Annotated in this window: 27 protein-coding genes and 1 tRNA gene; 18 read left to right on the top strand and 10 right to left on the bottom strand. The window is 66.5% G+C overall.

From position 1 onward, the window contains the following. The first annotated feature begins 5 nt into the window (after positions 1-5). A complete protein-coding gene (gene ltaE, locus CE453_RS23915; RefSeq protein WP_089176851.1) occupies positions 6-1,052 on the top strand; it encodes a low-specificity L-threonine aldolase in 1,047 nt (348 codons plus the stop codon). A gap of 503 nt (positions 1,053-1,555) precedes the next feature. Here ltaE and CE453_RS23910 read toward each other — a convergent pair. Further along, positions 1,556-1,642: transfer RNA gene (locus tag CE453_RS23910), tRNA-Leu, on the bottom strand. A 267-nt stretch (positions 1,643-1,909) separates the two neighbouring features. On the opposite strand from CE453_RS23910, the gene CE453_RS23905 reads away from it, so the two are divergent. Further along, the gene (locus CE453_RS23905) at positions 1,910-2,914 is read left to right on the top strand and encodes a complex I NDUFA9 subunit family protein (protein WP_089176850.1); all 1,005 of its coding nucleotides are present in this window, start codon (positions 1,910-1,912) and stop codon (positions 2,912-2,914) included. A gap of 23 nt (positions 2,915-2,937) precedes the next feature. Continuing rightward, positions 2,938-3,609 carry an HAD family hydrolase gene (locus CE453_RS23900; RefSeq protein ID WP_089176849.1) on the top strand — a complete coding sequence of 224 codons (672 nt, stop codon included), beginning with the start codon at positions 2,938-2,940 and terminating at the stop codon, positions 3,607-3,609. Between the two features lie 16 nt (positions 3,610-3,625). Here the strand turns inward: CE453_RS23900 and CE453_RS23895 are convergent, their stop codons facing one another. Continuing rightward, positions 3,626-4,621 (bottom strand): 2-hydroxyacid dehydrogenase, encoded by a 996-nt coding sequence (locus tag CE453_RS23895; protein ID WP_089176848.1) that lies wholly within the window; start codon positions 4,619-4,621, stop codon positions 3,626-3,628. A 175-nt stretch (positions 4,622-4,796) separates the two neighbouring features. Between CE453_RS23895 and CE453_RS23890 the strand changes: the two genes are divergently transcribed. Continuing rightward, positions 4,797-5,327 (top strand): SH3 domain-containing protein, encoded by a 531-nt coding sequence (locus CE453_RS23890; RefSeq protein WP_089176847.1) that lies wholly within the window; start codon positions 4,797-4,799, stop codon positions 5,325-5,327. Positions 5,328-5,336: 9 nt separating this feature from the next. On the opposite strand, the gene CE453_RS23885 is transcribed toward CE453_RS23890, so the two are convergent. Continuing rightward, positions 5,337-6,107: a YbaY family lipoprotein gene (locus CE453_RS23885; RefSeq protein WP_089176846.1), complete on the bottom strand. Its 771-nt coding sequence runs from the start codon at positions 6,105-6,107 to the stop codon at positions 5,337-5,339. Between the two features lie 33 nt (positions 6,108-6,140). Further along, positions 6,141-6,605, bottom strand: coding sequence for an iron response transcriptional regulator IrrA (gene irrA, locus CE453_RS23880; protein WP_089176845.1), 465 nt, complete (start codon positions 6,603-6,605; stop codon positions 6,141-6,143). A 187-nt stretch (positions 6,606-6,792) separates the two neighbouring features. Here irrA and CE453_RS23875 point away from each other — a divergent pair, with 187 nt between their 5' ends. From CE453_RS23875 to CE453_RS23850, 6 genes are all read left to right on the top strand, one after another. Then, positions 6,793-7,428, top strand: a complete 636-nt coding sequence (locus tag CE453_RS23875) for a LysE family translocator (protein WP_089176844.1) — start codon at positions 6,793-6,795, stop codon at positions 7,426-7,428. 111 nt (positions 7,429-7,539) lie between these two features. Then, on the top strand, positions 7,540-8,052 hold the full coding sequence (gene fabA / locus CE453_RS23870) for a 3-hydroxyacyl-[acyl-carrier-protein] dehydratase FabA (RefSeq protein WP_089176843.1): 513 nt from the start codon (positions 7,540-7,542) through the stop codon (positions 8,050-8,052). Positions 8,053-8,166: 114 nt separating this feature from the next. After that, positions 8,167-9,393 carry a beta-ketoacyl-ACP synthase I gene (gene fabB, locus CE453_RS23865; RefSeq protein ID WP_089176842.1) on the top strand — a complete coding sequence of 409 codons (1,227 nt, stop codon included), beginning with the start codon at positions 8,167-8,169 and terminating at the stop codon, positions 9,391-9,393. A gap of 7 nt (positions 9,394-9,400) precedes the next feature. Next, entirely contained in the window at positions 9,401-10,231 is an 831-nt protein-coding gene (fabI, locus tag CE453_RS23860) for an enoyl-ACP reductase FabI (RefSeq protein WP_089176841.1), read from the top strand. A 10-nt stretch (positions 10,232-10,241) separates the two neighbouring features. After that, a complete protein-coding gene (locus tag CE453_RS23855; protein ID WP_157733170.1) occupies positions 10,242-10,766 on the top strand; it encodes a YcxB family protein in 525 nt (174 codons plus the stop codon). Between the two features lie 41 nt (positions 10,767-10,807). After that, positions 10,808-11,053, top strand: a complete 246-nt coding sequence (locus CE453_RS23850; protein WP_089176839.1) for a DUF2188 domain-containing protein — start codon at positions 10,808-10,810, stop codon at positions 11,051-11,053. Positions 11,054-11,075: 22 nt separating this feature from the next. Here the strand turns inward: CE453_RS23850 and CE453_RS23845 are convergent, their stop codons facing one another. Continuing rightward, entirely contained in the window at positions 11,076-11,429 is a 354-nt protein-coding gene (locus tag CE453_RS23845) for a hypothetical protein (protein WP_089176838.1), read from the bottom strand. Positions 11,430-11,538: 109 nt separating this feature from the next. Beyond that, positions 11,539-12,771, bottom strand: a complete 1,233-nt coding sequence (locus CE453_RS23840; RefSeq protein ID WP_089176837.1) for an argininosuccinate synthase — start codon at positions 12,769-12,771, stop codon at positions 11,539-11,541. A 242-nt stretch (positions 12,772-13,013) separates the two neighbouring features. Here CE453_RS23840 and CE453_RS23835 point away from each other — a divergent pair, with 242 nt between their 5' ends. After that, complete coding sequence (locus CE453_RS23835) at positions 13,014-13,622, top strand: 2-hydroxychromene-2-carboxylate isomerase (RefSeq protein ID WP_089176836.1); 609 nt, start codon at positions 13,014-13,016, stop codon at positions 13,620-13,622. 4 nt (positions 13,623-13,626) lie between these two features. Then, positions 13,627-14,535, top strand: a complete 909-nt coding sequence (locus CE453_RS23830; RefSeq protein WP_089176835.1) for an NHL repeat-containing protein — start codon at positions 13,627-13,629, stop codon at positions 14,533-14,535. On the opposite strand, the gene CE453_RS23825 is transcribed toward CE453_RS23830, so the two are convergent. Together CE453_RS23825 and CE453_RS23820 are read right to left on the bottom strand one after the other, a co-directional pair. Next, the gene (locus CE453_RS23825; RefSeq protein ID WP_089176834.1) at positions 14,536-15,609 is read right to left on the bottom strand and encodes a M48 family metallopeptidase; all 1,074 of its coding nucleotides are present in this window, start codon (positions 15,607-15,609) and stop codon (positions 14,536-14,538) included. It lies immediately after the preceding gene. A 139-nt stretch (positions 15,610-15,748) separates the two neighbouring features. Then, positions 15,749-16,306, bottom strand: a complete 558-nt coding sequence (locus CE453_RS23820) for a LemA family protein (protein WP_089176833.1) — start codon at positions 16,304-16,306, stop codon at positions 15,749-15,751. Positions 16,307-16,749: 443 nt separating this feature from the next. Between CE453_RS23820 and rpsA the strand changes: the two genes are divergently transcribed. The 6 genes from rpsA to lhpI all read left to right on the top strand — a co-directional run bounded on the left by rpsA (position 16,750) and on the right by lhpI (position 22,601). Continuing rightward, complete coding sequence (gene rpsA, locus CE453_RS23815) at positions 16,750-18,450, top strand: 30S ribosomal protein S1 (protein WP_089176832.1); 1,701 nt, start codon at positions 16,750-16,752, stop codon at positions 18,448-18,450. A gap of 162 nt (positions 18,451-18,612) precedes the next feature. Then, positions 18,613-19,902 carry an Hsp70 family protein gene (locus tag CE453_RS23810; protein ID WP_089176831.1) on the top strand — a complete coding sequence of 430 codons (1,290 nt, stop codon included), beginning with the start codon at positions 18,613-18,615 and terminating at the stop codon, positions 19,900-19,902. A gap of 73 nt (positions 19,903-19,975) precedes the next feature. Beyond that, a complete protein-coding gene (gene sppA, locus CE453_RS23805; protein WP_089176830.1) occupies positions 19,976-20,947 on the top strand; it encodes a signal peptide peptidase SppA in 972 nt (323 codons plus the stop codon). A gap of 28 nt (positions 20,948-20,975) precedes the next feature. Next, positions 20,976-21,260 carry an integration host factor subunit beta gene (ihfB, locus tag CE453_RS23800; RefSeq protein WP_089176829.1) on the top strand — a complete coding sequence of 95 codons (285 nt, stop codon included), beginning with the start codon at positions 20,976-20,978 and terminating at the stop codon, positions 21,258-21,260. A gap of 46 nt (positions 21,261-21,306) precedes the next feature. Then, positions 21,307-21,645 carry a LapA family protein gene (locus tag CE453_RS23795; protein WP_089176828.1) on the top strand — a complete coding sequence of 113 codons (339 nt, stop codon included), beginning with the start codon at positions 21,307-21,309 and terminating at the stop codon, positions 21,643-21,645. Next, the gene (gene lhpI, locus CE453_RS23790; RefSeq protein WP_089176827.1) at positions 21,645-22,601 is read left to right on the top strand and encodes a bifunctional Delta(1)-pyrroline-2-carboxylate/Delta(1)-piperideine-2-carboxylate reductase; all 957 of its coding nucleotides are present in this window, start codon (positions 21,645-21,647) and stop codon (positions 22,599-22,601) included. Before CE453_RS23795 ends, lhpI begins: the two co-directional genes overlap by 1 nt. A 26-nt stretch (positions 22,602-22,627) precedes the next feature. On the opposite strand, the gene CE453_RS23785 is transcribed toward lhpI, so the two are convergent. Both CE453_RS23785 and CE453_RS23780 read right to left on the bottom strand, forming a co-directional pair. Continuing rightward, positions 22,628-22,801, bottom strand: coding sequence for a DUF3309 family protein (locus tag CE453_RS23785; RefSeq protein ID WP_089176826.1), 174 nt, complete (start codon positions 22,799-22,801; stop codon positions 22,628-22,630). Between the two features lie 123 nt (positions 22,802-22,924). Continuing rightward, positions 22,925-23,905 (bottom strand): Bug family tripartite tricarboxylate transporter substrate binding protein, encoded by a 981-nt coding sequence (locus tag CE453_RS23780; protein WP_089176825.1) that lies wholly within the window; start codon positions 23,903-23,905, stop codon positions 22,925-22,927. Positions 23,906-23,943: the final 38 nt, after the last annotated feature.

The raw sequence follows: 23,943 nt of genomic DNA, 5'->3' as shown, positions 1-23,943 counted from the left end.
GATCGATGATCGTGAATGACTTCCGTTCGGATACGGTGACGCGCCCTGGCGACGGCATGCGTGCCGCCATGGCGGCGGCTGAAGTTGGCGACGCCGTCTATGACGATTGCCCGACGACCAAGCGCCTCGAAGCCATGACCGCCGAGCGGCTGGGCAAGGAAACAGCCCTCTTCTTTCCGACTGGAACGCAAGCGAATCTCGCTGCGCTGATGGCTCATTGCGGCCGCGGCGAGGAATATCTCGTCGGCCAGATGGCCCATACCTATCGGTTGGAAGGCGGTGGCGCGGCAGTGCTCGGCTCGATCCAGCCCCAACCCCTGCCCAACGAGCCAGACGGCACGATCGCGCTCGGCGCCATCGCAGACGCGATCAAGCCGAACGATTTCCATTTCGCGATGACGCGCCTGCTGGCGCTGGAGAACACCTTCAACGGCATCGTACTGCCTGACGCTTATCTGGAGGCTGCAACCGGGCTCGCCCGCTCGCGGGGCCTTGCCACCCATCTCGATGGCGCCCGCCTGATGAACGCCGCCGCAGCGAGCAACCGGGATGCGGCCTGGATCGCCGGGCAGTTCGATACGGTCTCGCTCTGTCTCTCCAAGGGGCTCGGCGCCCCGATCGGCTCCATCCTGGTCGGCCCGAAGAATTTCATCGAGAAGGCTCGCCGCATCCGGAAGATGCTCGGCGGCGGCATGCGCCAGACCGGCGTGATCGCCGCGGCTGCGATCTACGCGCTGGAGCACAATGTCTCGCGGCTCGGAGAGGACCACCGGCGCGCGGCAGCATTGGCGGAGGTGCTGGCGCGCTTCCCCGCGCTCGGTGCCGGCCCAGCTCGCACCAATATGGTGTTCATGACGCCGAAGGAGCTCGACACCGCCACTTTCGCCACGTTCCTGCAAGAGCGCGGCATTGCCGTCGGCGGGCGCTACGGCACGTTGCGCTGGGTGACCCATCTCGATGTCGACGACGCTGCGGTGGCGCGCGTCGCCGAGGCCTGTGCGGTCTTCTTCGACAAGCAGGCAGCACGTGCCCGATTGCACAGAGCAGGCTGAAGGCTGAGTAAGGAGCAGCGGTTGGCTTGCGCGAAGAGCAGGCCCCCATTTCGCGGTTTCGATGTCCGCGGAAACCCAGGCCCATCGTTCACGAAGCGCATCGCCGTCGCGCTCGGGGCTGGAGTCTGCCTGCTCGATGGGGCTCTTCCGCGAGGGCATTGACCTCGAGCGGAATCAGTATCCGGGGAGATGTGCGCAACGAATCCCAATAGGCGGCAGCTGCGCGAAGGCGGCCTGGATGGGCGTTTTGCCATGCGCGGTTTTAGCGCAGCAAGACGTAGAGCTTGCCGGTAAGCGCGATGGTACGGATTCACCCGCGATCGGCTGGATCACCGAGCGATCTCGCGCAGTTCGCTCGGAACGCGAACATGGATGTAATATGATCCCCACTTGGTAGCGAAGGGATGGGGTCCACAAAGGCCAAATGTGAAACCGCCGTGTAGAGCAGTCACGCGATAAGCATTTGTAAAACCGTGACTCTTTCTCCTGCTGAGAAGAAAGAGTGGTGCCCAGGAGAGGACTCGAACCTCCACGCCCTTGCAGGCGCCAGCACCTGAAGCTGGTGCGTCTACCAATTCCGCCACCTGGGCAACGGCGGCTCGTTTACGGGTGGCGCGGCGCGCTGTCAACGGCATCGCGAAAGAATTGTGTCGGCTTTTTTTCGGTTGTTGAAAAAGCAGGCCGTGCGACGGCCGGACCGTCCTTCGACAGAAGCTCGGTCGGCGCGCGCAGGTCGTGCGGGCTTGCTGCGTTGCCCGCTCGCATGCCCGTCTTGCGCCGCGTCGCAACAAAAGGGATTTCCACTTTTGCGGAACATGATCTAGGAGGGCGGGAGCATTCTAAACGGAGCTTTCCCGATGGCCCTTCAAGCCCCGGCTCAGCAACTCGTCACCGTCTTCGGCGGCTCCGGCTTCCTTGGACGCCATGTCGTGCGTGCGCTCGTCAAGCGCGGCTACCGGGTGCGGGTCGCTGTGCGCCGGCCGGACCTTGCCGGCTTCCTGCAGCCGCTCGGCGTCGTCGGCCAGATTCATGCGGTGCAGGCTAATCTGCGCTACCCGGCCTCCGTCACCGCTGCGGTGATGGGCTCCGATGCCGTGATCAATCTCGTCGGCATCATGAAGGAGCAGGGCCGCCAGAGCTTCACGGCCGTGCAGGCGAACGGCGCCCGCGCCGTGGCGCAGGCCTGCGCCACCGTCGGCGTCAATCGGCTCGTGCAGATCTCGGCGCTGGGGGCGGATGCCGAATCGCGCTCGGTCTATGCCCGCACCAAGGCGGAAGGCGAGGCTGCCGTGCACCAGATCGTGCCGCAGGCCGTCATCCTGCGCCCGTCGGTGATGTTCGGGCCGGAGGATACGTTCTTCAACCGCTTCGCCTCGATGGCGCGGATGCTGCCGATCCTGCCGCTGGTCGGCGACGGCGCGGCCAAGTTGCAGCCGGCCTTTGCCGGTGATGTGGCCGAGGTCGTCGCCCGCGCCATTGATGGGACTGTCGCCGCCGGCAAGATCTATGAGCTCGGCGGCCCCGAGGTGATGAGCCTGCGTCAGATCGTCGAGGATGTCTGCAAGGTGACCGGCCGCAAGCGCTTGATCGCCTCGCTGCCCTTGCCCCTGGCCGGTGTGATGGCGCGCGTGCTGGAACTGGTCGACACGCTGACGCTTGGCCTGCTGCCCGACGAGCTGAAGCTGACGCGGGACCAGGTCCTGCTGCTCGGCCAGGACAATGTCGTCTCGCCGGAGGCGGTTAAGGAAGGGCGCGATTTCGCGGGGCTCGGCATCGCGCCGGTCTCGGTCGAGGTCGAGGTGCCGTCCTACCTCTGGCGCTTCCGCAAGACCGGGCAGTTCGAAACTGCCCGTCCGGCCTGACGATCGCCGTCAAGGCCGGCGCCATGGCGTTCGACCTCGTCATCTACGATTGCGACGGCACGCTGCTCGACACCGAGACGCTCTATGGCGAGGTCAGCCTCGCCTTGTGCCATGAGGTCGGCCTGACGAGCTGGAGACTTGACGATTATCTGCAGAATCTCGTCGGGATACCCCTGGCCGACGGGTTCAAGGTCATCGAGGCGGCCTTGGGCCGCCCGCTTCCCGCCGATTTCGAGAGCCGGATCGAGGCGGGTGTCGCCGCTCGGCTCACGCGCGAGCTGCGAGCCTTGCCGGGGGTGCGCGAGGCGCTCGCGGAGCTCGCCGGGCGGCGTTGCGTCGCATCCTCGACCAGTCTCGGGCCGCTGCGCCACAATCTCGGCCTGGCCGGCCTGCTCGACATGTTCGATCCGCATGTCTTCTCGGCCTCGCAGGTCGCGCGCGGCAAGCCGGCGCCGGATGTCTTCCTGTTCGCCGCGGCGCAGATGCAGGCGCGGCCCGAGTGCTGCCTGGTGCTGGAGGATTCTGTGCCGGGCGTCCAGGCCGCCAGGGCCGCTGGCATGCGGGTGGCGGGCTTCACCGGGGCGGCCCATGACAGGGCGGTCATGCGCGAGCGCCTGCTCGCAGCAGGCGCGGCGGCAGTCATCGATGACTATCGGGACTGGCCGGGCGAGGCGGCCCGCCTCGCCGCCGCCTGAGGGGCCGGCGAGATCGTCAGAGCATGCTCGGCAGCACGCGGTCCGGCGGCTTGTGGCCGTCCATGAAGGTCTTGATATTGACGATGACCTTCTCGCCCATGTCGGCGCGGCCTTCATGGGTGGCCGAGCCGAGATGCGGGAGCACGACGACCTTGTGCTGGCGCGCGAGCTTGAGCAGGCGCGGATTGATCGCCGGCTGCTGCTCGAAGACGTCGAGGCCGGCGCCGGCGAGCTCGCCCGCCTCCAGCATCCGCGCCAGCGCCGTTTCGTCGACGATCTCGCCGCGTGCGGTGTTCACCAGGATCGCCTCGGGCTTCATCAGCTTGAGGCGCCGGGCCGAGAGCAGGTGGTAGGTGGCCGGCGTATGCGGGCAGTTGACCGAGACGATGTCCATCCGGGCCAGCATCTGGTCGAGCGAATCCCAATAGGTCGCCTCGAGCTTTTCCTCGATGCGGGGATCGACCCTGCGGCGGTTGTGATAGTGAATCGAGAGGCCGAAGGCGGCGGCGCGCTTGGCCAGGGCCTGGCCGATCCTGCCCATGCCGACGATGCCGAGCCGCTTGCCGGTGATCCGGCGCCCGAGCATCCAGGTCGGTGACCAGCCGGCCCAGTCGTCGTCCGGGATGACGCGGGCGCCTTCGGCGATGCGACGGGCTACGGCGAGGATCAGCGCGATCGTCATGTCGGCGGTGTCGTCGGTCAGCACGCCCGGCGTGTTTGTGACGGTGATGCCGCGCTGCACGGCACTGGCGACGTCGATGTTGTCGACGCCATTGCCGAAATTGGCGATGAGACGCAGCTGCTCGCCCGCTTGAGCAATCAGCGCCGCGTCGATCTTGTCGGTGATGGTGGGCACCAGCACGTCGGCGGTCTTCATCGCCTCGACGAGGGCGGCTTGCGACATCGGCTTGTCGTCGATGTTGAGCTGGGCATCGAACAGCTCGCGCATCCGGGTTTCCACCACGGCCGGCAGCTTGCGCGTCACCACGACCAGCGGCTTCTTCTTCGACATGGCGGCTCCCTTCCTGTCTCGCCGGATTGACCGCTCCTCCTCAACCCACCGTTAACCCTGGTGGCTCAGGAATGGAGCGGCTGTGCTGCCGGCTCCCTGTTGTCTAGGCGGCGCGGTGACGGATGACAACTTGACCCTTCGCCTGAGAGCGGTTGGGCGCGTAGGAGAGCAGCCGATGCGAAGCGTGCGGGTAGGGTGCCTTGTCGCTGCGGGCTTCTTTGTCGCTGCGATGACGGCTGGAGCGCACGCGCAGGACATGCAGGCCGGTTCGGTCACCGGGCTGCCGGTGCCACGCTATGTCAGCCTGAAATCGGACCGGGTGAATTTGCGCGAAGGGCCGTCGAAGGAGCACCGCACGCGCTGGGTCTACCAGCGGGCGGGACTGCCGGTCGAGGTGACGGCGGAATTCGAGACCTGGCGGCGCGTGCGGGATTCCGACGGGGCCGAGGGCTGGGTGCTGCACAGCCTGCTCTCCGGACGCCGCACCGCGCTCGTCGCACCCTGGTCGAAGAACAAGAAGGAACTGCTCCCGCTGCGCAGCGCCGCCGACGGCAAGGCCGCCGTCGTGGCCGAGCTGCAGCCCGGCGTGGTGACCAGCGTCGCCGCATGCAGCCATGACTGGTGTCGCGTCAGCGTCCACAATATCATCGGCTACCTGCCCCAGGAGAAGCTCTGGGGCGTCTACCCGAACGAGAACGTCGACTGATTTCGGGAGCTACTGCCGGGCCAGCGTCATCAGCGGCCGTCCGCGGCCGTCGAGCAGGGCAAGCAGCCCCGAACCGCGGTGGAGTTCCCAGCGGCGGACCTTGGCGAGCCCCTCGAGGAAACCGCGTTCCTGGCTCATTACATCCGGCGCGCAGGCCATCATGGTCGAGACTATGCGCGAGAACCGGATCGCCCCGCCTGTGATGGTGGCGCTGCCGCCGAAGCCGTTGCAGCCGCCCCGGCCGGAGACCTTGCCGTCCGCCGCGATGTCCATGGTCGTCGTGATCGAGACCGGAACCTGGGTGCTTCCCAGGCTGGAGAGACGCCAGCTTCCCACGGGCGACGCCGCCGGGGTCGACGGCTGATCCGGCCCGGCCACGCGCTGAACCCGAATGGCGGTATCGTCCCGGCCGCCCGTGAAGACGCTGTGCCGCTCCGTGGTGATAAAGAGCAGCCGGTCGCCGTCGAGGATGCGGGCCTGCAGCGCATAGCTGTGGCGAGGCTCGATCTGTCGCGAGTCGAAGCGCAGGATCCACTGGGCCGGGATGCGGCGGCCGTAGACGCGCGTCTCGGCGATGGTGCGGGCCGGCGCGTCGGCCAGCGAAACATCGAGCAGCCTGACTTCGACGACCGCGCCGGGCGGCAGGGCCATGCGTTCGCGATAGGTGACGGTGCCGCGCAGGGTCCGGGGCGCGGCCAGCGCCGGCGTCGCGGGAACGGTCGCCGCGAGCAGGAGCCCGGCTAGGGCGCGGCGCGAGATCGGCGAGTCGGGGAAGCGCATGTCGCGAGGTCTCCGGAAGCGGCGGAGGAGGTGTCAGCCGTCGATCTTGCGCAGCCGCACCACGACGTCGACATGGGAAATCTCGTAGCCCTCAGGCGGCGTCGGCAAGGTGGCGACGTCGATTTCCTGCGCGGGAATATCGATGACGCGGTTCTCGCCCTCGACCACGAAATGATGGTGGTCGTGGCTCGCCGTGTCGAAATAGGTCTTGTTGCCGTCGATCGCGAGCTCGCGCAGCAGGCCTGCCTCGGTGAACTGGCGCAACGTGTTGTAGATCGTCGCCAGCGAAACCGGGATGCGCTCCTTCACGGCCTCTTCGTGCAGCATCTCGGCGCTGATGTGGCGGTCGCCCTTGGCGAACAGCACCCAGCCGAGCGAAACGCGCTGGCGCGTCGGCCTCAACCCGACATGTCGCAGCTTCTGGCGGATGTCATGGAACGGGCAACCCTGTCGCACGGTCGATCCATAGCCCTGATCCTGGGAGGTCAGATCGCTCATGCCTTCTCTCGTGCCCTTCCTGTGCAACGGATGCCGCAACGCCCCCGCCAGTTGAGTGGATCCTTCGCCGGGAAATGTAAGGTGTCGGGTCGCCTGCCGCAAGCGCGCCCCGCGTTTCGGCTCCTGACAGCTAGCGGCGTGCCGCACGCGCATAAGCCGCCTCGATCGGTCGAGACGAGGGCTGGCCATGATCGAGGCGATGCATCTGTGGCTGTTCTTCCTGTTCGTTTTCGGGATCGTGATCGTTCCGGGAATGGATATGACGGTGGTGCTGGCCAACGCGCTCGGTGGAGGCCGGCGGGATGGATTGCTGGCGACCTTCGGCGTCATGGCCGGCGGGGTCTGTCATGTCGTCGTGGGGGCGCTCGGCATCGGTCTCGTCCTGCAGCTCTGGCCGGCGGCCTTCAATCTCCTGCTTCTCGCAGGTGCGATCTATGTCGCCTGGCTCGGTTTTGGGCTGCTGCGGCACGGCGCCGCGATGCAGCCTGTTGGCAAGCGGCGGCCCGGCGGCGCCTGGCCCGCCTTTCGCAGTGGCATTCTGACTAATCTGCTCAATCCCAAGGCCTATCTGTTCATGTTCGCCGTGTTCCCGCAGTTCCTCAGGCCGGAGCGAGGCTGGATCGGATTGCAGGCGGCCGCGCTCGGCCTGATCATCGTGGCGACGCAGCTCCTGGTCTATGGCGGGCTCGCTCTGGCTGCGGCCGAGGCGCGTTCGGCATGGCGTGGAGGGGCGGCAGGCATCGACCGGGCCGGGCGTGCCGTCGGTCTCCTTCTCATGGCGACCGCCGCCTATACGTTGTGGAAAGGGTGGCGCGGTTTTTGACGGCCAGCCCGCGGAACCGTGCCCGCGCCCTTTCGTTTCCCGCTTCCGCCGTGTTAGGCACGGCGGGAAGGTGGTGGCCGAATCCGGCCGGCGCAACCGAGCGGAGTGGGAATGCAGCGTCAATCGTCTTTCAGCTACGAGGAGATCCTCGCCTGTGGTCGCGGGGAACTGTTCGGGCCGGGCAATGCGCAGTTGCCTCTGCCGCCGATGCTGATGTTCGACCGCATTACCGAGATCGCCGAAGAGGGCGGCGAACACGGCAAGGGCCTCGTCCGCGCCGAATTCGACATCAAGCCCGATCTCTGGTTCTTCGACTGCCACTTCAAGGGCGACCCGGTCATGCCGGGCTGCCTTGGATTGGACGCTCTTTGGCAGCTCACCGGCTTCTTCCTCGGCTGGCTCGGCCTGCCGGGCCGGGGCAGGGCGCTGGGTGTCGGCGAGGTCAAGTTCGCCGACCAGGTGCTGCCGAGCGTCAAGCGTGTCGTTTATGGCGTCGACTTCAAGCGCGTCTTCAAGTCGAAGCTCGTGCTCGGCATCGCCGATGGCTGGCTGGAAGCCGACGGCAAGCGCATCTACACTGTCAGCGACATGCGCGTGGGGCTGTTCAAGCCCGAAGCGGCCTGAGGAAAAACGTGCCGCGGCCTTGCGTGCGGCGCCCTTACGGTCCATTTGCGCGATCAGGAATCCAGAGCGGCGAGGCTCGCCTCGCCGTGGGCTGAGAGCTGGAGAGAAGCAAATATGAGACGCGTCGTCGTCACCGGGATGGGCATCGTCTCGTCCATCGGCAACAACACGCAGGAGGTCCTGGCCTCGCTGCACGAGGCGAAATCGGGCATCTCCTTCGCGCAGGACTTCGCCGAGCACGGCTTCCGCAGCCGCGTCCACGGCGCGCCGACGCTGGATGCCGCGAGCGTGCTGGATCGGCGCGCCATGCGCTTCCACGGCGGCGGTTCCGCCTGGAATCAGGTCGCGATGGAGCAGGCGATCGTCGATTCAGGCCTGGAACCCGGCGAGATCAGCCACGAGCGCACCGGCATCATCATGGGCTCGGGCGGTCCCTCGACCCGTGCGCTCATCGACGCCTACGACAAGGCGCGCGAGAGCGGCTCCTCCAAGAAGGTCGGTCCCTTCGCCGTGCCCAAGGGCATGTCCTCGACCGCCTCGGCCACGCTCGCGACCTGGTTCAAGATCAAGGGCGTCAACTATTCGATCTCATCGGCCTGCGCGACCTCGAACCACTGCATCGGCAACGCTTATGAGCTGATCCAGTGGGGCAAGCAGGACGTCATCTTCGCCGGCGGTTGCGAGGAACTGGACTGGACGCTCTCCGTCCTCTTCGACGCCATGGGCGCGATGTCCTCGAAATACAACGACACTCCCGCGGCCGCCTCCCGCGCCTACGACGTGAATCGCGACGGCTTCGTCATCGCCGGTGGCGCCGGTGTCGTCGTGCTGGAGGAGCTGGAGCACGCCAAGGCGCGCGGCGCCAAGATCTATGGCGAGATCGTCGGCTATGGCGCGACCTCGGACGGCTACGACATGGTCCAGCCTTCCGGCGAAGGCGGTGAACGCTGCATGCGGCAGGCTCTCGCGACCGTCAAAGCGAAGGTCGACTACATCAACCCGCATGGAACCTCGACACCGGCCGGCGACGGCCCGGAGATCGCGGCGATCCGCAACGTCTTCGGCAGTGGCGATGCATCCCCGCCGATCGCCTCGACCAAATCCCTCACCGGCCATTCGCTCGGCGCGACCGGCGTGCAGGAGGCGATCTACTCGCTGCTGATGCTCAACAACGATTTCATCTGCGAGAGCGCCCATATCGAAGAGCTCGACCCTGCCTTCGCCGACATGCCGATCGTGCGCAAGCGCATCGACAATGCCAAGCTGGGCTGCGTCCTCTCGAACTCCTTCGGCTTCGGCGGTACCAACGCCACCATCGTGATGAAGCGCCTGGAGGCGTGAGGGCATCATGCTCCCCCTGATGCAGAACAAGCGCGGCCTCGTCATGGGGGTCGCCAATCAGAACTCGATTGCCTGGGGCATCGCCAAGACCCTGCACGCGCACGGCGCCGAACTCGCCTTCACCTATCAGGGCGAGGCGCTCGGCAAGCGCGTGAAGCCGCTGGCGCAGAGCATCGGTTCCGACCTCGTCATCCCCTGCGACGTCGAGGATATCGCCTCTGTCGATGCAGCCTTCGCGCAGCTCGACGAGGCCTGGGGCGGCGACCCCGGGCGTAACACGCTCGATTTCCTGGTCCACGCCATCGGCTTCTCGGACAAGAACGAGCTCAAGGGCCTCTATGCCGACACCAGCCGCGAGAATTTTTCGCGCACCATGGTGATCTCCTGCTTCTCCTTCACCGAGGCGACGAAGCGGGCAGCAGCGCGCATGCCGAATGGCGGCAGCATCATCACGCTGACCTATGGCGGCTCGATGCGCATCATGCCGAACTACAACGTCATGGGCGTGGCCAAGGCGGCGCTGGAAGCCAGCGTGCGCTATCTCGCCGGCGACTACGGTCCGCGCGGCATCCGCGTCAATGCGCTCTCGCCCGGCCCCGTCAGGACGCTGGCCGGCGCCGGCATCTCCGATGCGCGCGCCATGCTGTCCTGGCAGCGCGCCAACGCGCCGCTGCGCAAATCGGTCACGCTCGAGGAGATCGGCGGGGCGGCGCTCTACTATCTCTCCGAGCTGTCGGGCGGCGTGACCGGCGACGTCCACCACGTCGATGCCGGCTATCACATCACCTCGATGCCGGTGCTTGAAGGGCTGCGGGCGGCCGATCAGGGCGAAGCCTGAGAGCGGGCGGATGATCCGGCGGGAGACGGTCGTCGAGATCGGACACGCCGATCTTGTCGCCGCCCAGAGACTGATCCTGCGCGCCGGCTTTCGCCGGCCGCCGCAGCGCTGGAAGCAGGCGCTGCTCTGGGGTGTCGCGACGGCCTTCTTCTCGATGATACTATATGGTGAGCTGCTGGGTGGCCTGGCCGGAACCGTCGCCATATCGGCCTTCGGCTCGCTGCTGCTGGTCTTCGGCCTGCCGGTGCTGATCGTGCTGCTGCTCGGCCCGCGCGCGGCCCGGCGCAATTGGCGCGCCGTGCCGGCCTTCCAGGGCCCGCTGCATTACAGCTGGGACGAGGAAGGCTTCAGCTCCGCAACCCTTTCCGGCCACTCCATGCATCGCTGGCCGAGTTACCGGCGCTGGCTTGAGAATGACAGATTGCTGTTGCTCTGGCCGCATCCGGCGACCTATCAAATCCTACCGAAGAGAGCGCTAGAGCCCGCGCAGGTCGAGGATCTGCGGCGTTTCCTGTTGCAGCAAGCTGGAACCTGACCCCGTGGGCCGGGTTTCCCGGTCTTTGGACGGAGGTTGCCATGGCGATAGTCAAGTACGAAGTCGTCGAGCATGACGGTGGCTGGGCCTACAAGGTCGGTGACGTTCTGTCGGAGACCTTTCGCTCGCATGAGGCGGCCTTGAAGGCTGCCACCTCGGCCGCGGCTCGTCAGACCCTCGCCGGCAACACCGATGGCATCGTCTATCAGGACGGGGAAGGTCATTGGCACGAGGAACTGGCCGATGGCCGCGACCGGCCTTCGACCGAGGTCGTCGACGAGCCTTGATCCCGGGGCGGCCTTTGCTCTCTCAGCGCGAGGTGAAGAAGGTCAGCAGCACCTTGTTCTTCTCGCCGAGCAGGCAGAGGAAGCGGCGGGGCTTGTCGGAGCGGTCGGTGCGCAGATAGGCCTCGGCCATGATGATGCGCGTCACCGGGATGGTCTCGACCTCCGCCTCGGACACGGCGACGGTAGCGCCATCCTCGTCGATGTAGATGTCCTTGATATCCGGTTCCTTGGCCGAGACGGCCTGAAGCGCCGCGGTCTTGCAGGTCGCGATCTCGGGCGTTGCCGGTTTACCGCTCGGAGGCACTTCCTGCGCGAAGGCGGGCGCGGCGATCAGCAGCGTGGCAAGGGCGGAGGCGAAGGAAGCGAAACGGTTCATGCAGGGCACTCACGGTGAAAGGTGAGTGCTGAACGCGCGAACAGGGCTGCGGTTCGCGGGGACAGGGCGGCACGCGCCGTCGCGCGTGCCGGAAAGTCGCCGGAGGCGGTTACAGGCCGAGCTTCTTCTTGCGCTGGCCGAGCGTGCGCAGGCGCAGCGCGTTGAGCTTGATGAAGCCGGCTGCATCGCGGTGATCATAGGCCACCGCGCCTTCCTCGAAGGTGACGAGGTCCTGGTCGTAGAGCGAGTAGTCGCTCGACCGGCCGATGACGTGGACGCCGCCCTTGTAGAGCTTGAGGCGCACGTCGCCGGTGACGAACTCCTGGCTCTTGTCGATCAGGGCCTGCAGCATCTCGCGCTCCGGCGAGAACCAGAAGCCGTTATAGATCAGCTCGGCATATTTCGGCATCAGCTCGTCCTTGAGATGTGCCGCGCCGCGGTCGAGCGTGATCGACTCGATCGCGCGATGGGCCGCGTGCAGGATCGTGCCGCCGGGCGTCTCGTACATGCCGCGCGACTTCATGCCGACGAAGCGGTTCTCGACGAGGTCGAGCCGGCCGATGCCGTTGTCGCGGCCGAGATCGTTGAGCTTGGCGAGCAGCGTTGCCGGCGACAGCTTCTTGCCGTCGATCGCGACCGCGTCGCCCTTCTCGAAGGAGATCGTGATGATCGTCGGCTTGTCCGGCGCGTCTTCCGGCGAGACGGTGCGCGAATACACATAGTCCGGCACCTCGACCGCCGGGTCCTCCAGCACACGGCCTTCCGAGGAAGCGTGCAGCAGGTTGGCGTCGACCGAGAAGGGGGCCTCGCCGCGCTTGTTCTTGGCAATCGGGATCTGGTGCTGCTCGGCGAAGGCGATGAGCTGCTCGCGCGAGCGCAAATCCCATTCGCGCCAGGGCGCGATCACCACGACGTCGGGCTTCAGCGCATAGGCCGTGAGCTCGAAGCGGACCTGGTCGTTGCCCTTGCCGGTGGCGCCATGGGAGACGGCGTCGGCGCCGGTCTTCTCGGCGATCTCGATCAGCTTCTTGGCGATCAGCGGCCGCGCGATCGAGGTGCCCAGCAGATAGACGCCCTCATAGGCGGCGTTCGCGCGGAACATCGGGAAGACGTAGTCGCGCACGAATTCCTCGCGCAGGTCCTCGATGAAGATGTTCTCGGGCTTGATGCCGAGCAGCAGCGCCTTGTCGCGCGCAGGCCCCAGCTCCTCGCCCTGGCCGAGATCGGCGGTGAAGGTCACGACCTCGCATCGATAGGTGGTCTGCAGCCATTTGAGGATGATCGAGGTGTCGAGACCGCCGGAATAGGCGAGAACGACCTTCTTCACGCTGCTGTCAGCCATCTGTGTCAAATTCCTGCTGGCGGCCGGGAGGCCGCGTTTCGGACGCAATGGCGCACTATCGCAGCCATGGAGGCGACGCAATCGGAACCTTCTGATCGATCACGCGTCATCCGCTGATGGGTGGGCCTGGATTGGCTTCGCTTCCCGCATCGTGAGCGTGCGTTCTGCGCGCTTGCCGTCGGGCCTCGCAGGGCACAAGCTCGCGGGGCGCGACACGACATGACGACCTGTTCGGAGGCTGAATGCCGAATCGTCCCGTTCTGGACTTCTGGTATGAGTTCGCGTCGCCCTATTCCTGCCTGAGCGCCCTGAGAATCGAGAAATTGGCCGAGGAGGGCGGCGTCACCTTGCGCTGGCGCCCGTTCCTGCTGGGGCCGATCTTCGCCGCACAGGGTTGGAACACCTCGCCCTTTGCGCTCTACCCGAGCAAGGGACGCTATATGTGGCGCGATACCGCCCGGCGCGCCCGGCGGCTCGGCATCGAGATGCTCAAGCCCGAGAATTTTCCGCAGAATTCGCTGACGGCCGCGCGCCTCGCTCTTGCCGGGCGGGATGGCGGTTGGACACCGGCCTTCTCCAAGGCGGTCTTCCGCGCCCAGTTCTGCGAGGGGCGCAACATTGCCGACGAGGCCGTGCTCAGCGCCGCGCTGAAGGAAGCGGGCGGCGAGCCCGGCACCGCGATCCCGCTCTCGCGCAGCGAGGAGGTGAAGGGCCGCCTGCGCGCCGAGATCGAATATGCCAAGTCGATCGGCATCTTCGGTGCCCCCTTCTTCGTCACCGGGGACAGCGAGCTGTTCTGGGGAGACGATCGTCTGGAGGAAGCGCTCGATTGGGCCCGCGACGGATGCTGACGTCATGAATCTCACCCGCCGCGGTGCCTTGCTCTCCGCAGCCGGCTTCGTGCTGGCGCCCGCCGTCGCCTTGGCACGGCCGCGCCTGCCCGGCGACGAGCCGCGCTACGATGCGCGTGATCTCAGTGCCGTGCCCAATGCGGCGGCGATCGGCCGTCGCTACTGGATGCCGGGGCTGAATGACGGCTTCGTCCCACAGGGCCTGACGGTCTTCGGCAACGAGATTCTCGTCGCAGCCTATCAGAGCGAGACGCTGGAGCAGGATAACGGCCCGGCGCGCGTCTATCGGCTGGCCCGCTCCGACGGGCGCCTGCTCGGCAGTTTCGCCCTGCCGGCAACCTACGGTCATCCCGGTGGCCTCGCGGCTGTCGGGGATAACGTGTTCGTCGCCAATTCCGGCCGGCTGCTGGTGCTCGACTTCGCCCGCTCCTGCGCGGCGGGCGAATGCGTTCCGCTCGGCGAGCGACTGGTCGACAAGGCGATGGGGCCGTCCTTTCTGGCTGCGACGGCCGACACGCTCTGGTTCGGGCCCTATCGCCGCAAAGGCGAGCCGAACCTCTATGGGGTGCCGCTGGCGCGTGTCCTCTCCGGAGGCGAAAGGCCGATCGGCTTGTCCGATGCCGCGGCGACCTTGCCCCTGCCGCTGTTCGTGCAGGGCGCGACCTTTGACCGGAAGGGGGGCCTCTGGATCTCGCAAAGCTCCGGGAACAAGCCGGCCTCCCTTTCCCGCCTCGACCCCAAGACCGGGGCCGTGCTGGCGCGTTATCCGGCTCCGGGCGGCATCGAGGATCTGGGCTGCGCGCCGAACGGCAAGCTCTGGGCCGCGAGCGAGGCCGGCTCGAAGCGCTGGAGCCGCTGGGACACGTTCTACCCGCTCGTCTTCGAGATCGATCCCGCCAAGCTCGTCGCCTGATCAGACCGGTCCCGATCCCTGCGGCGGGCGCGACCACGGCCCGCGCGCGGCGCTTTCCTCGACCATCGTCGGCAGGTCCTGGCGCTGGTCGATCTTCGGCGGATGCGGCGGCATCGCCGGCATCCGCCCGCCCGCCGTCTCGACCAGCGCCTGCACGCGCTTGGTGACGGAAGGGTGGGTGGAGAACAGGTCGGCGAAATCGTCCGGGTCGTTCTCGAAGCACATGTCCATGACGCCCGACGGCACGCCGTCGATGTCGGCCCGCCCCGAGATCTTGAGCAGGGCGGAGATCATCGCGTCGGGGTTCTTGGTCAGCTCGACCGCGCCAGCATCGGCGAGGTATTCGCGCGAGCGCGACAGCGACAGCCGGATCAGCACCGCGAGGAACCAGGAGATCGCGATCACGGCGATGCCGACGATGATGGCGAGCCCGTTGCCCTTCTTCGAATCGTCGGAGGAGACGCGGATATTGCTGCGGCCGAAGCCGCGGAAGACAAGCTCGCCGGCGAACGAGATCACCCCCGCGATGACGACGGCGATGACCATCAGCCTGACGTCGCCATTGCGGATATGCGTCAGTTCGTGTGCCAGCACGGCCTCGACCTCCTGGTCGTTGAGCTGTTCCAGCAGGCCGCTGGTGACGGTGACTGTGAACTGCTTGTCGTTGACGCCGCTGGCGAAGGCGTTGAGCGCGTCGCTTTGCATGATGGCAAGCCTGGGCATCGGCAGGCCGCGCGAGATGCAGAGGTTTTCCAGCATCCGGTAGAGCTTGGGATTCTCCGCCTGGGTGATGCCCTGTGCTCCCGTCACGGCCCCGATCATCGCGACATTCATGCGGAAGCCGATGACGACCCACAGGATCGTCGCCAGCGTGATGAAGGGGAACCACGACCGGAAGACGCGGTTCGCCTCGCTGAAGGCGGAGTGCCCGCGCGGCACCCCGCCATAGCCATAGGCGATCAGCAAGAGCCCCCAGGTGGTGAGATAGACCAGCAGGAAGAGCCCGGCGATCAGGAGGTTCGACCTGATCCGGTTATTGCGCTGATGGGTATAGAGCCCGAAGGCCTGCGCCATCGCAGCCGCTCCCTAAAAAGCATGTCGCGCGAAAGTGCGCAGCGGTTTTGCGATAACGACATGCGAAACACCAAAGACCGGAAGCGCAAGAGCGAAACTGAAGGCTTGCGACGCGCTTCAGGCCGGAACTCGCCTGTCGTCAGAATTTCACGCTGGGCGCGGTCTCGATCTGGGCGCGTGTCTCCGGGCCTACATCGAAGAATTCGCGCTGGGTGAAGCCCATCTGCGGCGCGAACAGCATCGCCGGGAAGGCCTGGATCGCGGCGTTGAATTCGCCGACCGCATTGTTGAAGAAGCGTCGCGCCGCGGCGAGCTTGTCCTCCACATTGCCGAGATCGACCTGGAGCTGCTGGAAATTCGCGCTCGCCTTCAGATCGGGATAGGCCTCGCCCAGCGCGAGCAGCCGGCCGACGGCGCCGGAAAGCTGCTGCTCGGCCGCCGCCTTGTCGTGCACGCTGCTGGCGCCCTGCGCGGCGTTGCGCGCCGCGATCACGGCGTCGAGCGTCGATTTCTCGTGGGTGGCGTAGCCCTTCACCGTCTCGACGAGGTTCGGGATCAGGTCGTGCCGCTGCTTGAGCTGGACGTCGATGTCGGCGAAGGCCTGGTTGACGCGCTGCCGCATCGTCACCAGCCCGTTATAGGTCATGACCAGATAGATCGCGAGGACGACGATCAGCCCCAGAATGATCCAGCCCATGAAGCGCTCTCCCCAAAGCCCGCGAAATGCTGCGCGACAGAGTGGCATGAAACCCGGGGCGCAAGGAAGCCGCACCCTTCAGGTTGATCTTGACGGCTTGCGACGGTCGTGAAAGGCGCGCAGTCGCGAAGAAAAGCGCCGTCTCGGCCGCGTATCCGGCCAATGGCCCTTGCTCTGATGCGGCGATTGCACTAAATCCCGCCTGTCCGAATGGCCGTGATCCATCATGCGCCGGGGGCGGCCTTTGAGGCTGGCTCCCGTTTCATGCTGGGGCGCGGTGTTCGGATGCGGATATCTCCGGCGGCTCTGGTGCCTGCGGCTCTTGGATGAGCCGGAAGCCTCCCGAGCGGAGGCGCCGACGGCAGCGATCCGGCCTGCAACACCAACCCAACGGCGCCATGCCGGACATCCGCGGGATACGCGGCCGGCTCCCAGGAGATTACATGTCTGCAGTTGAAAGCTACGCGGGCCGCGAGGATTTCGCCGCCCTGCTCGAAGAGTCCTTCACCAAGAACGAAGCCCTCGAAGGCTCCGTCATCAAGGGCAAGGTCGTCGCCATCGAAAAGGATATGGCGATCATCGACGTTGGCCTGAAGACGGAAGGGCGCGTTGCGCTCAAGGAATTCACCGGCCCCGGCCGTGAGCAGGAGCTGAACGTCGGCGACGAGGTCGAGGTTTATCTCGACCGGATCGAGAACGCGCTCGGCGAAGCCGTCATCTCGCGCGACAAGGCTCGCCGCGAAGAGAGCTGGGTCAAGCTCGAGAAGGCCTTCGAGGCCCGCGAGAAGGTCACCGGCATGATCTTCAACACCGTCAAGGGCGGCTACACCGTCGACCTCGACGGCGCCGTGGCCTTCCTGCCGCGCTCGCAGGTCGACATCCGCCCGATCCGCGACGTCGGCCCGCTGATGGGCCAGCCGCAGCCCTTCGAGATCCTCAAGATGGATCGCCGCCGCGGCAACATCGTCGTGTCGCGCCGCACCGTCCTCGAAGAGACCCGCGCCGAGGCTCGTTCCGAGCTCGTCGCCTCGCTCGAAGAGGGCCAGGTCATCGACGGCGTCGTCAAGAACATCACCGAATACGGTGCGTTCGTTGACCTCGGCGGCATCGACGGCCTGCTGCACGTCACCGATATGGCGTGGCGCCGCGTGAACCATCCGTCCGAGGTCGTGACCATCGGCCAGACGGTCAAGGTCAAGATCATCAAGATCAACCAGGACACGCACCGCATCTCGCTCGGCATCAAGCAGCTGCTGGCCGATCCGTGGGATGGCATCGCCGAGCGTTACCCGGTCGGCACCCGTCTCAAGGGCCGCGTGACCAACATCACGGACTACGGCGCGTTCGTCGAGGTGGAGCCGGGCATCGAAGGCCTGATCCACGTCTCCGAGATGTCCTGGACCAAGAAGAACGTCCACCCCGGCAAGATCGTCTCGACCTCGCAGGAAGTCGACGTCGCGATCCTCGAGGTCGATCCCGTCAAGCGCCGCATCTCGCTCGGCCTCAAGCAGACGCTGCGCAACCCGTGGGAAGTCTTCGCCGAGCAGCATCCGCAGGGCTCGGTTGTCGAGGGCGAGGTCAAGAACAAGACCGAGTTCGGTCTGTTCCTGGGCCTGGAAGGCGACATCGACGGCATGATCCACCTCTCGGACCTCGACTGGAACCGTCCGGGCGAGCAGGTCATCGAAGAGTACAAGAAGGGCGACGTCCTGCAGGCCGTCGTTCTCGATGTGGATGTCGAGAAGGAGCGCATCTCGCTCGGCCTGAAGCAGCTCGGCGGCGATCCCTTCGTGGATGCCGGCGAGTTCAAGAAGGGCCAGGTCGTCACCTGCGAGGTGGTCGAGGTCAAGGACTCGGGTCTCGACGTCAAGATCGTCGGCACCGACATGATGACCTTCATCAAGCGCGCCGAGCTCGCGCGTGACCGCGCCGAGCAGCGCCCCGAGCGCTTCGCCCCCGGCGAGAAGGTCGACGCCCGCGTCGTTCTCTTCGACAAGAAGGCCCGCAAGATCCAGGTCTCGATCAAGGCTCTGGAGATGGCCGAGGAGAAGGAGGCGATCGCCCAGTTCGGCTCGCAGGACTCCGGCGCCTCGCTCGGCGACATCCTGGGCGCGGCCCTCAAGAAGGCCAGCGACAAGAAGTGAGGCTTCGGCCGCGCAAGCGGCCGGACATTCAAGAGAGCCCGCGCGGAGCGATCCGCGCGGGCTTTTGTTTCGGTTGTCTTCACAGCCCTCGACCCGAGGTGCAGGCGCAGGCCTGTTTCTGGGGGCGAGGGCTGATCCGTCCATTTGCGAAAGGAGCTCGTCATGACCCCCGCCGCCATCGGCATCGACTTCGGCACCACCAACAGCGTCGTGGCGCTGGCAGGGGCCGACGGCTCGGTTGTGACACGCTCCTTCGCGACGAAGCAGGGCGCGGTCGACGCCTATCGCTCGGCGCTGATGTTCTGGCGCGAGGGACGCCCGCCGCATGCCCGCATCACCCATGTCAGCGGCCCCGATGCGCTGGACATGGCGCTTGGCATGACCAGCGAGCACCGCTTCCTGCAATCGCTCAAGACCCATCTTTCCAGTCGCGCCTTCCAGGAGACGCGGCTCTTCGGCAAGCTCTTCCGGCTGGAGGACCTGATCGGCGTCTTTCTCGGCGATCTGACCGAAGGGCTCGAGGATGCGGCGATGCTGCCGCTGATCTCGGGCCGCCCGGTCGTCTTCGCCGGCGAGCGGCCGGACGAGGAGCTGGCGCTCGGTCGCCTCGGTGCCTCCTATGCCAAGGCGGGCCTGGATCAGGTCGATTTCGCCTATGAGCCGCTCGGCGCCGCCTATTGGTACGCTCGCGACTTGAAGACCCCGCAGACCATGCTGGTCGCCGATTTCGGCGGCGGCACCAGCGACTTCTCGGTGATGCGTTTCGAGCCCGGCGAGCGCGGAGGGCTGGAGGCGATTCCGCTCTCCCATGCCGGCGTCGGCGTCGCCGGCGACACCTTCGACTATCGCATCATCGAGCACGCCGTCTCGCCGGCGCTGGGCAAGGGCACGGAATACCGTTCCTTCGGCAAACTCCTGCCGGTGCCGGCGCATTACCACGCCGCCTTCGCGCAATGGCACAAGCTCTCCTTGATGAAGAGCCGCGAGACCATGGCCGAGCTGCATGCCCTGATCCGCGAAGCGGTCGAACCCGGCAAGCTCGAGGACCTGCTGACCGTGATCGAATATGATCTCGGCTACGAGCTCTATCGCGCCGTCTCGGCTGCCAAGATCGCGCTCTCTGAGCATGACGAGACGGTGCTGCGCTTCGTGCAGATGGGCGTGGCGATCGAGACGCCGATCCGCCGCAGCGATTTCGAGCGCTGGATCGCCGAGGATGTCGGGGCCATCGAGACGGCGCTCGACCGGGCGCTGGCGGAAGCCGGCATCGATGGCGGCCGGATCGAGGCCGTCTTCATGACCGGCGGTACTTCGCATGTGCCGGCTGTGCGGTCGCTGTTCGACCGGCGCTTCGGCGCAGAGAAGGTTCACATCGGTGATGCCTTCCGCTCGGTCGCGAGCGGGCTCGCTTTGGTTGCGCTCGACCGGGCGCGCGCCTCGGTCGCGGCCTAGGCGACGCCTCGCGCCTTGCCCGACCGGCGGGACGGGGCTACATCACGGGCCCGCAGCCTACTGGAGTTTCCCGATGGCCTCCGATGCCGACCTGCTTGCCGATCGCCGCAGCCTGCGGCGCAAGCTGACGCTCTGGCGCGTGCTGGCTGTGCTCGGTGTGATCGCCGCGGCGGTCGTCGGCGGCCTCGCCTGGCGCGATGACGGCACGGTGTCCTTGTCCAGCCCGCACATCGCCCGCGTCTCCATCTCCGGCTTCATCTCGGGCGATCGCCGCACACTCGACCTGATCAAGTCGGTTGGCGACAGCAAGACGGTTTCCGCCGTCGTGCTCGACGTCAACAGCCCTGGCGGCACGACCTCTGGCGCCGAGGCGCTGCATGTGGCGCTGCGCGAGCTGGCCGGCAAGAAGCCGATCGTCACCGTGGTCAGCGGCCTCGCCGCCTCCGGCGGTTACATCGCGGCGATGAGCACCGACCATATCGTCGCGCGTGAAACCTCGCTCGTCGGTTCGATCGGCGTGCTCTTCCAGTATCCCAATGTCAGCCAGCTTCTCGGCACGGTCGGCGTCAAGGTCGAGGAGATCAAGTCGAGCCCGTTGAAAGCGGCGCCGAACGGCTTCGAACCGACCTCGCCGGAGGCGCGCGCCGCGCTGCAGAGCGTCGTCGATGACAATTACCGCTGGTTCAAGCAGATGGTGCATGACCGGCGCCGCCTCGATGACGCGCAGCTCGGCACGGCCTCCGACGGGCGCGTCTTCTCCGGTCGGCAGGCGCTCGGCCTCAAATTGATCGACGAGCTCGGCGGCGAGCGCGAGGGCATCGCCTGGCTCGAAAAGGAGAAGAAAGTCGCCAAGGACCTGAAGGTCCGCGACTGGCGCCCGCGCAGCAGTTCTTCGCGCTTCGGGCTGTGGAGTCTGGCCGAGGTCTCGGCGCGTCTGGCCGGCCTCGACGGGCTGGCGGCGACGATTGCGCGGGCGGCGGATCAGCCTGTCGGCTTGCGGCTTGACGAGCCTCTGGCGCTCTGGCAGCCTGCCGCTGAAAAGTGATGTTGATACAAATGGTTATACTCCAGCGATGATTAAATCAGAACTCGTTCAGCGGATCGCCGAGCAGAACACCCATCTCTATCAGCGCGATATCGAGAACATCGTCTCTGCGATCCTGGACGAGATCGTGAAGGCGCTGGCGCGAGGGGACCGGGTGGAGTTGCGCGGCTTCGGCGCCTTTTCCCGCAAGGCGCGCTCGGCCCGCATCGGCCGCAACCCGCGCACCGGCGATGCGGTGGAGGTCGAGGAGAAGTTCGTTCCCGTCTTCAAGACGGGCAAGGAGCTGCGCCTGCGCCTCAACGGCAAGGCTTGAGCCCTGAGAGCCGGCAGCTTCCGCGCATGCCGGCACGGAGATTGCGATGAAGGCCTTCTTCAAGGCGCTGGTTCTGGTGCCGATCGCGCTGCTGATCGTGCTGTTCTCGATTGCCAACCGGGGTCCGGTCCGGATCTCGCTCGACCCGTTCAGTCGCGACCTGCCGACGCTGTCTTATGAAATCCCGCTCTTCCTGGTCGTGCTGGCGGCGATCTTCCTGGGCGTGCTCGTCGGTGGGCTGGCCTCCTGGCTGGCTCAGGGCAAGCATCGCAAGGCGGCGCGTCGCAGCCGCCGCGAGGTCGAGGTCCTGCGTTCGGAAACGCAGGCGCTGCGCTCGGCCGTGCCTGATTCTGCTTTGCCCGCCCTGACCGACGGACGGAATTGATGCGCCTTTTCGATGCGGCCGAGATCGACGCGGCCCTGAACTATCCGGGACTGATCGATATCCTCGACGAGGCGTTTCGCGGTGAGGTCGTCGCACCCAAGCGCGGCCAATACGCCATCGAGCGCCCGGGCGAGGACGATGCCATTCTGCTGACCATGCCCGCCTGGAGCGGCCCGGCGGCGGAAAAGCCCTATATCGGCACCAAGATCGTCTCGGTCTTCTTCGGTAATGGCAAGCGCAACCTGCCGGGCGTGATGGGCGCCTATCTGCTGATGGATGGTGCGACCGGCCGGCCGCTCGCCGTGATGGACGGCAATCGCCTGACGACCTGGCGCACTGCCGCGGCTTCCGCTTTGGCGTCGCGCTACATGTCCAATCCCGAAGCCAGTCACATGCTGATGGTCGGAGCGGGGGCGCTCGCTCCCTTCATCGTCAAGGCGCACCGTTCGGTGCGGCCGCTGACCGACATCGCGATCTGGGCGCGGCGGCCGGAAGCGGCCGAGGCCACGGTGGCGGAGCTGGCGAAGGACGGCATCGCCGCGCGCGCCACGACCGATCTCGAAGGCGAGGCCCGCACGGCCGACATCATTTCCTGCGCCACAAACGCCACCGAGCCGCTGATCCACGGGCACTGGCTCAAGCGCGAGGCGCATCTCGACCTGATCGGCGGCTTCACCATGCAGATGCGCGAGGCCGATGCCGATGCGTTGCATCGCGCCCGTGTGGTGGTCGATTCTAGCAAGGCGATCGACGAGGGCGGCGATGTCGCGGTTGCGATCGCCGAAGGCAGCTACAGCGCCGACAAGGTGGCCGGCACGCTGGCCGATCTCTGCCATGGGCGCATCGAGGGCGGCGTTGCCGGCGGCGGCATCACGCTGTTCAAGTCGGTCGGCGTCGCGCTCGAGGATCTCGCCGCGGCGGTGGCCGTCTGGGAGCATGACACCGGCCGGTCCTGACCGGCCGGCCGACCGGACCCGTTCCGTCAGACCCTGAGCGGAGCGCCGCCGATGGCGCCCAGAAGCCATAGGATCAGCACGACCACCAGGACCAGGCCGACGACACCGCCGAGTCCCGCCGGTCCATAGCTGCGATGTCCGTAATATCCGCCGCCGCCGAGCAGCAGGATCACCAGCAGGACAATCAGAAGCGTAGACATGAGGGTTTCCTTGTTCTTCGCGCCAAATGACGCAGTCGACAAGGAAACCCCGGTTGAGAAGGGCTGTTCCGCCCGATGGCGCCTCCGCCGCCGCGGAAACTGTGCTCCGCGTCAGCAGACGCTCTAATCGGCCTTGATGCCGGTCTCCTTGATCAGGCCGCCCCATTTCGTCAGTTCGGATTGCAGGAACGCCCCCAACTCGGCCGGCGCCCAGCCGCCTGGCTCCGCTGCCAGCGCGTCCATCTTGGCGCGGAGGGCGGGGTCGGCGACACCGGCCTTGGTGTCGGCCTGGATCTTGTCGATGATCGCTTGTGGCGTCTTCGCCGGCGCAAACAGCGCGAACCAGGACGAGACGTCGAAGCCGGGCACGGTTTCCGCGATCGGCGGATATTCCGGCGCCGTCGGCGCGCGCTTGGCCGTCGTCACACCGAGGCCGCGGATGGTGCCGCTCTTCGCCTGGGGCAGCGACGAGGTGATGTTGTCGAAGATCAGGTCGACACGGCCGCCCATCAGGTCCTGGACTGCCTGGGCGGAGCCGCGATAGGGCACATGCACCATCTTCGTGCCGGTGAGCTTCTGGAACAGTTCGCCGGAGAGGTGCAGCGAGGTACCGACGCCGGAGGAGGCATAGGTCAGCTTGCCGGGATTGGCCTTGGCATAGGCGACGAGCTCGGCGACGTTCTGCACCGGCAGGTCGTTGCGCACGACGAGCAGATTGGGCACCAGCGCCACCATGGTGATCGGAGCGAGATCCTTCACCGGGTCGTAGTTCACCTTCGCATAGAGGTAGCGGTTGGTGGCGAGCCCGACCGAGGCGATCAGCAGCGTATCGCCGTTCGGCTCGGCCTTCGCTGCGGCCTCGATCCCGATATTGCTGCCGGCGCCGGGGCGGTTCTCGACCACGATCACATTGCCCCATGTCTGGCTGAGCTTGTCGGCGACGAGCCGGCCGAGCACGTCGGTCGCGCCTCCGGGCGTGAACGGCACGATGAGCTTGATCTGGCGTCCTTGCGGCCAGGGTTGCTGGGCGAAGCCTGGTCCCGAACTGAGCAGTACGGCGCCGGTGCCGGCGAGCAGGGAGCGGCGATCGATGCGGGCTGGCATGGCTTTCCTCCGTTTTTGCATCCGGCGACCTCGCCGCC

Source organism: Bosea sp. AS-1, assembly GCF_002220095.1.
Lineage (GTDB): Bacteria > Pseudomonadota > Alphaproteobacteria > Rhizobiales > Beijerinckiaceae > Allobosea.
Note: the sequence above shows the minus strand (reverse complement) of the source record. Positions and strands in the feature narration are given on the sequence as shown.

Coding starts and splice junctions, on each gene's coding strand:
- lhpI (WP_089176827.1), top strand. CDS start 21,645: ATGCGCCTTTTCGATGCGGCCGAGATCGACGCGGCCCTGAACTATCCG.
- CE453_RS23795 (WP_089176828.1), top strand. CDS start 21,307: ATGAAGGCCTTCTTCAAGGCGCTGGTTCTGGTGCCGATCGCGCTGCTG.
- CE453_RS23825 (WP_089176834.1), bottom strand. CDS start 15,609: ATGGCGCAGGCCTTCGGGCTCTATACCCATCAGCGCAATAACCGGATC.
- CE453_RS23900 (WP_089176849.1), top strand. CDS start 2,938: ATGGCGTTCGACCTCGTCATCTACGATTGCGACGGCACGCTGCTCGAC.
- CE453_RS23895 (WP_089176848.1), bottom strand. CDS start 4,621: ATGTCGAAGAAGAAGCCGCTGGTCGTGGTGACGCGCAAGCTGCCGGCC.
- CE453_RS23840 (WP_089176837.1), bottom strand. CDS start 12,771: ATGGCTGACAGCAGCGTGAAGAAGGTCGTTCTCGCCTATTCCGGCGGT.
- rpsA (WP_089176832.1), top strand. CDS start 16,750: ATGTCTGCAGTTGAAAGCTACGCGGGCCGCGAGGATTTCGCCGCCCTG.
- CE453_RS23810 (WP_089176831.1), top strand. CDS start 18,613: ATGACCCCCGCCGCCATCGGCATCGACTTCGGCACCACCAACAGCGTC.
- CE453_RS23850 (WP_089176839.1), top strand. CDS start 10,808: ATGGCGATAGTCAAGTACGAAGTCGTCGAGCATGACGGTGGCTGGGCC.
- CE453_RS23820 (WP_089176833.1), bottom strand. CDS start 16,306: ATGGGCTGGATCATTCTGGGGCTGATCGTCGTCCTCGCGATCTATCTG.
- irrA (WP_089176845.1), bottom strand. CDS start 6,605: ATGAGCGATCTGACCTCCCAGGATCAGGGCTATGGATCGACCGTGCGA.
- fabA (WP_089176843.1), top strand. CDS start 7,540: ATGCAGCGTCAATCGTCTTTCAGCTACGAGGAGATCCTCGCCTGTGGT.
- fabB (WP_089176842.1), top strand. CDS start 8,167: ATGAGACGCGTCGTCGTCACCGGGATGGGCATCGTCTCGTCCATCGGC.
- CE453_RS23830 (WP_089176835.1), top strand. CDS start 13,627: ATGAATCTCACCCGCCGCGGTGCCTTGCTCTCCGCAGCCGGCTTCGTG.
- CE453_RS23855 (WP_157733170.1), top strand. CDS start 10,242: ATGATCCGGCGGGAGACGGTCGTCGAGATCGGACACGCCGATCTTGTC.
- ihfB (WP_089176829.1), top strand. CDS start 20,976: ATGATTAAATCAGAACTCGTTCAGCGGATCGCCGAGCAGAACACCCAT.
- CE453_RS23885 (WP_089176846.1), bottom strand. CDS start 6,107: ATGCGCTTCCCCGACTCGCCGATCTCGCGCCGCGCCCTAGCCGGGCTC.
- CE453_RS23780 (WP_089176825.1), bottom strand. CDS start 23,905: ATGCCAGCCCGCATCGATCGCCGCTCCCTGCTCGCCGGCACCGGCGCC.
- CE453_RS23890 (WP_089176847.1), top strand. CDS start 4,797: ATGCGAAGCGTGCGGGTAGGGTGCCTTGTCGCTGCGGGCTTCTTTGTC.
- sppA (WP_089176830.1), top strand. CDS start 19,976: ATGGCCTCCGATGCCGACCTGCTTGCCGATCGCCGCAGCCTGCGGCGC.
- CE453_RS23785 (WP_089176826.1), bottom strand. CDS start 22,801: ATGTCTACGCTTCTGATTGTCCTGCTGGTGATCCTGCTGCTCGGCGGC.
- ltaE (WP_089176851.1), top strand. CDS start 6: ATGATCGTGAATGACTTCCGTTCGGATACGGTGACGCGCCCTGGCGAC.
- CE453_RS23905 (WP_089176850.1), top strand. CDS start 1,910: ATGGCCCTTCAAGCCCCGGCTCAGCAACTCGTCACCGTCTTCGGCGGC.
- CE453_RS23835 (WP_089176836.1), top strand. CDS start 13,014: ATGCCGAATCGTCCCGTTCTGGACTTCTGGTATGAGTTCGCGTCGCCC.
- CE453_RS23875 (WP_089176844.1), top strand. CDS start 6,793: ATGATCGAGGCGATGCATCTGTGGCTGTTCTTCCTGTTCGTTTTCGGG.
- fabI (WP_089176841.1), top strand. CDS start 9,401: ATGCTCCCCCTGATGCAGAACAAGCGCGGCCTCGTCATGGGGGTCGCC.
- CE453_RS23845 (WP_089176838.1), bottom strand. CDS start 11,429: ATGAACCGTTTCGCTTCCTTCGCCTCCGCCCTTGCCACGCTGCTGATC.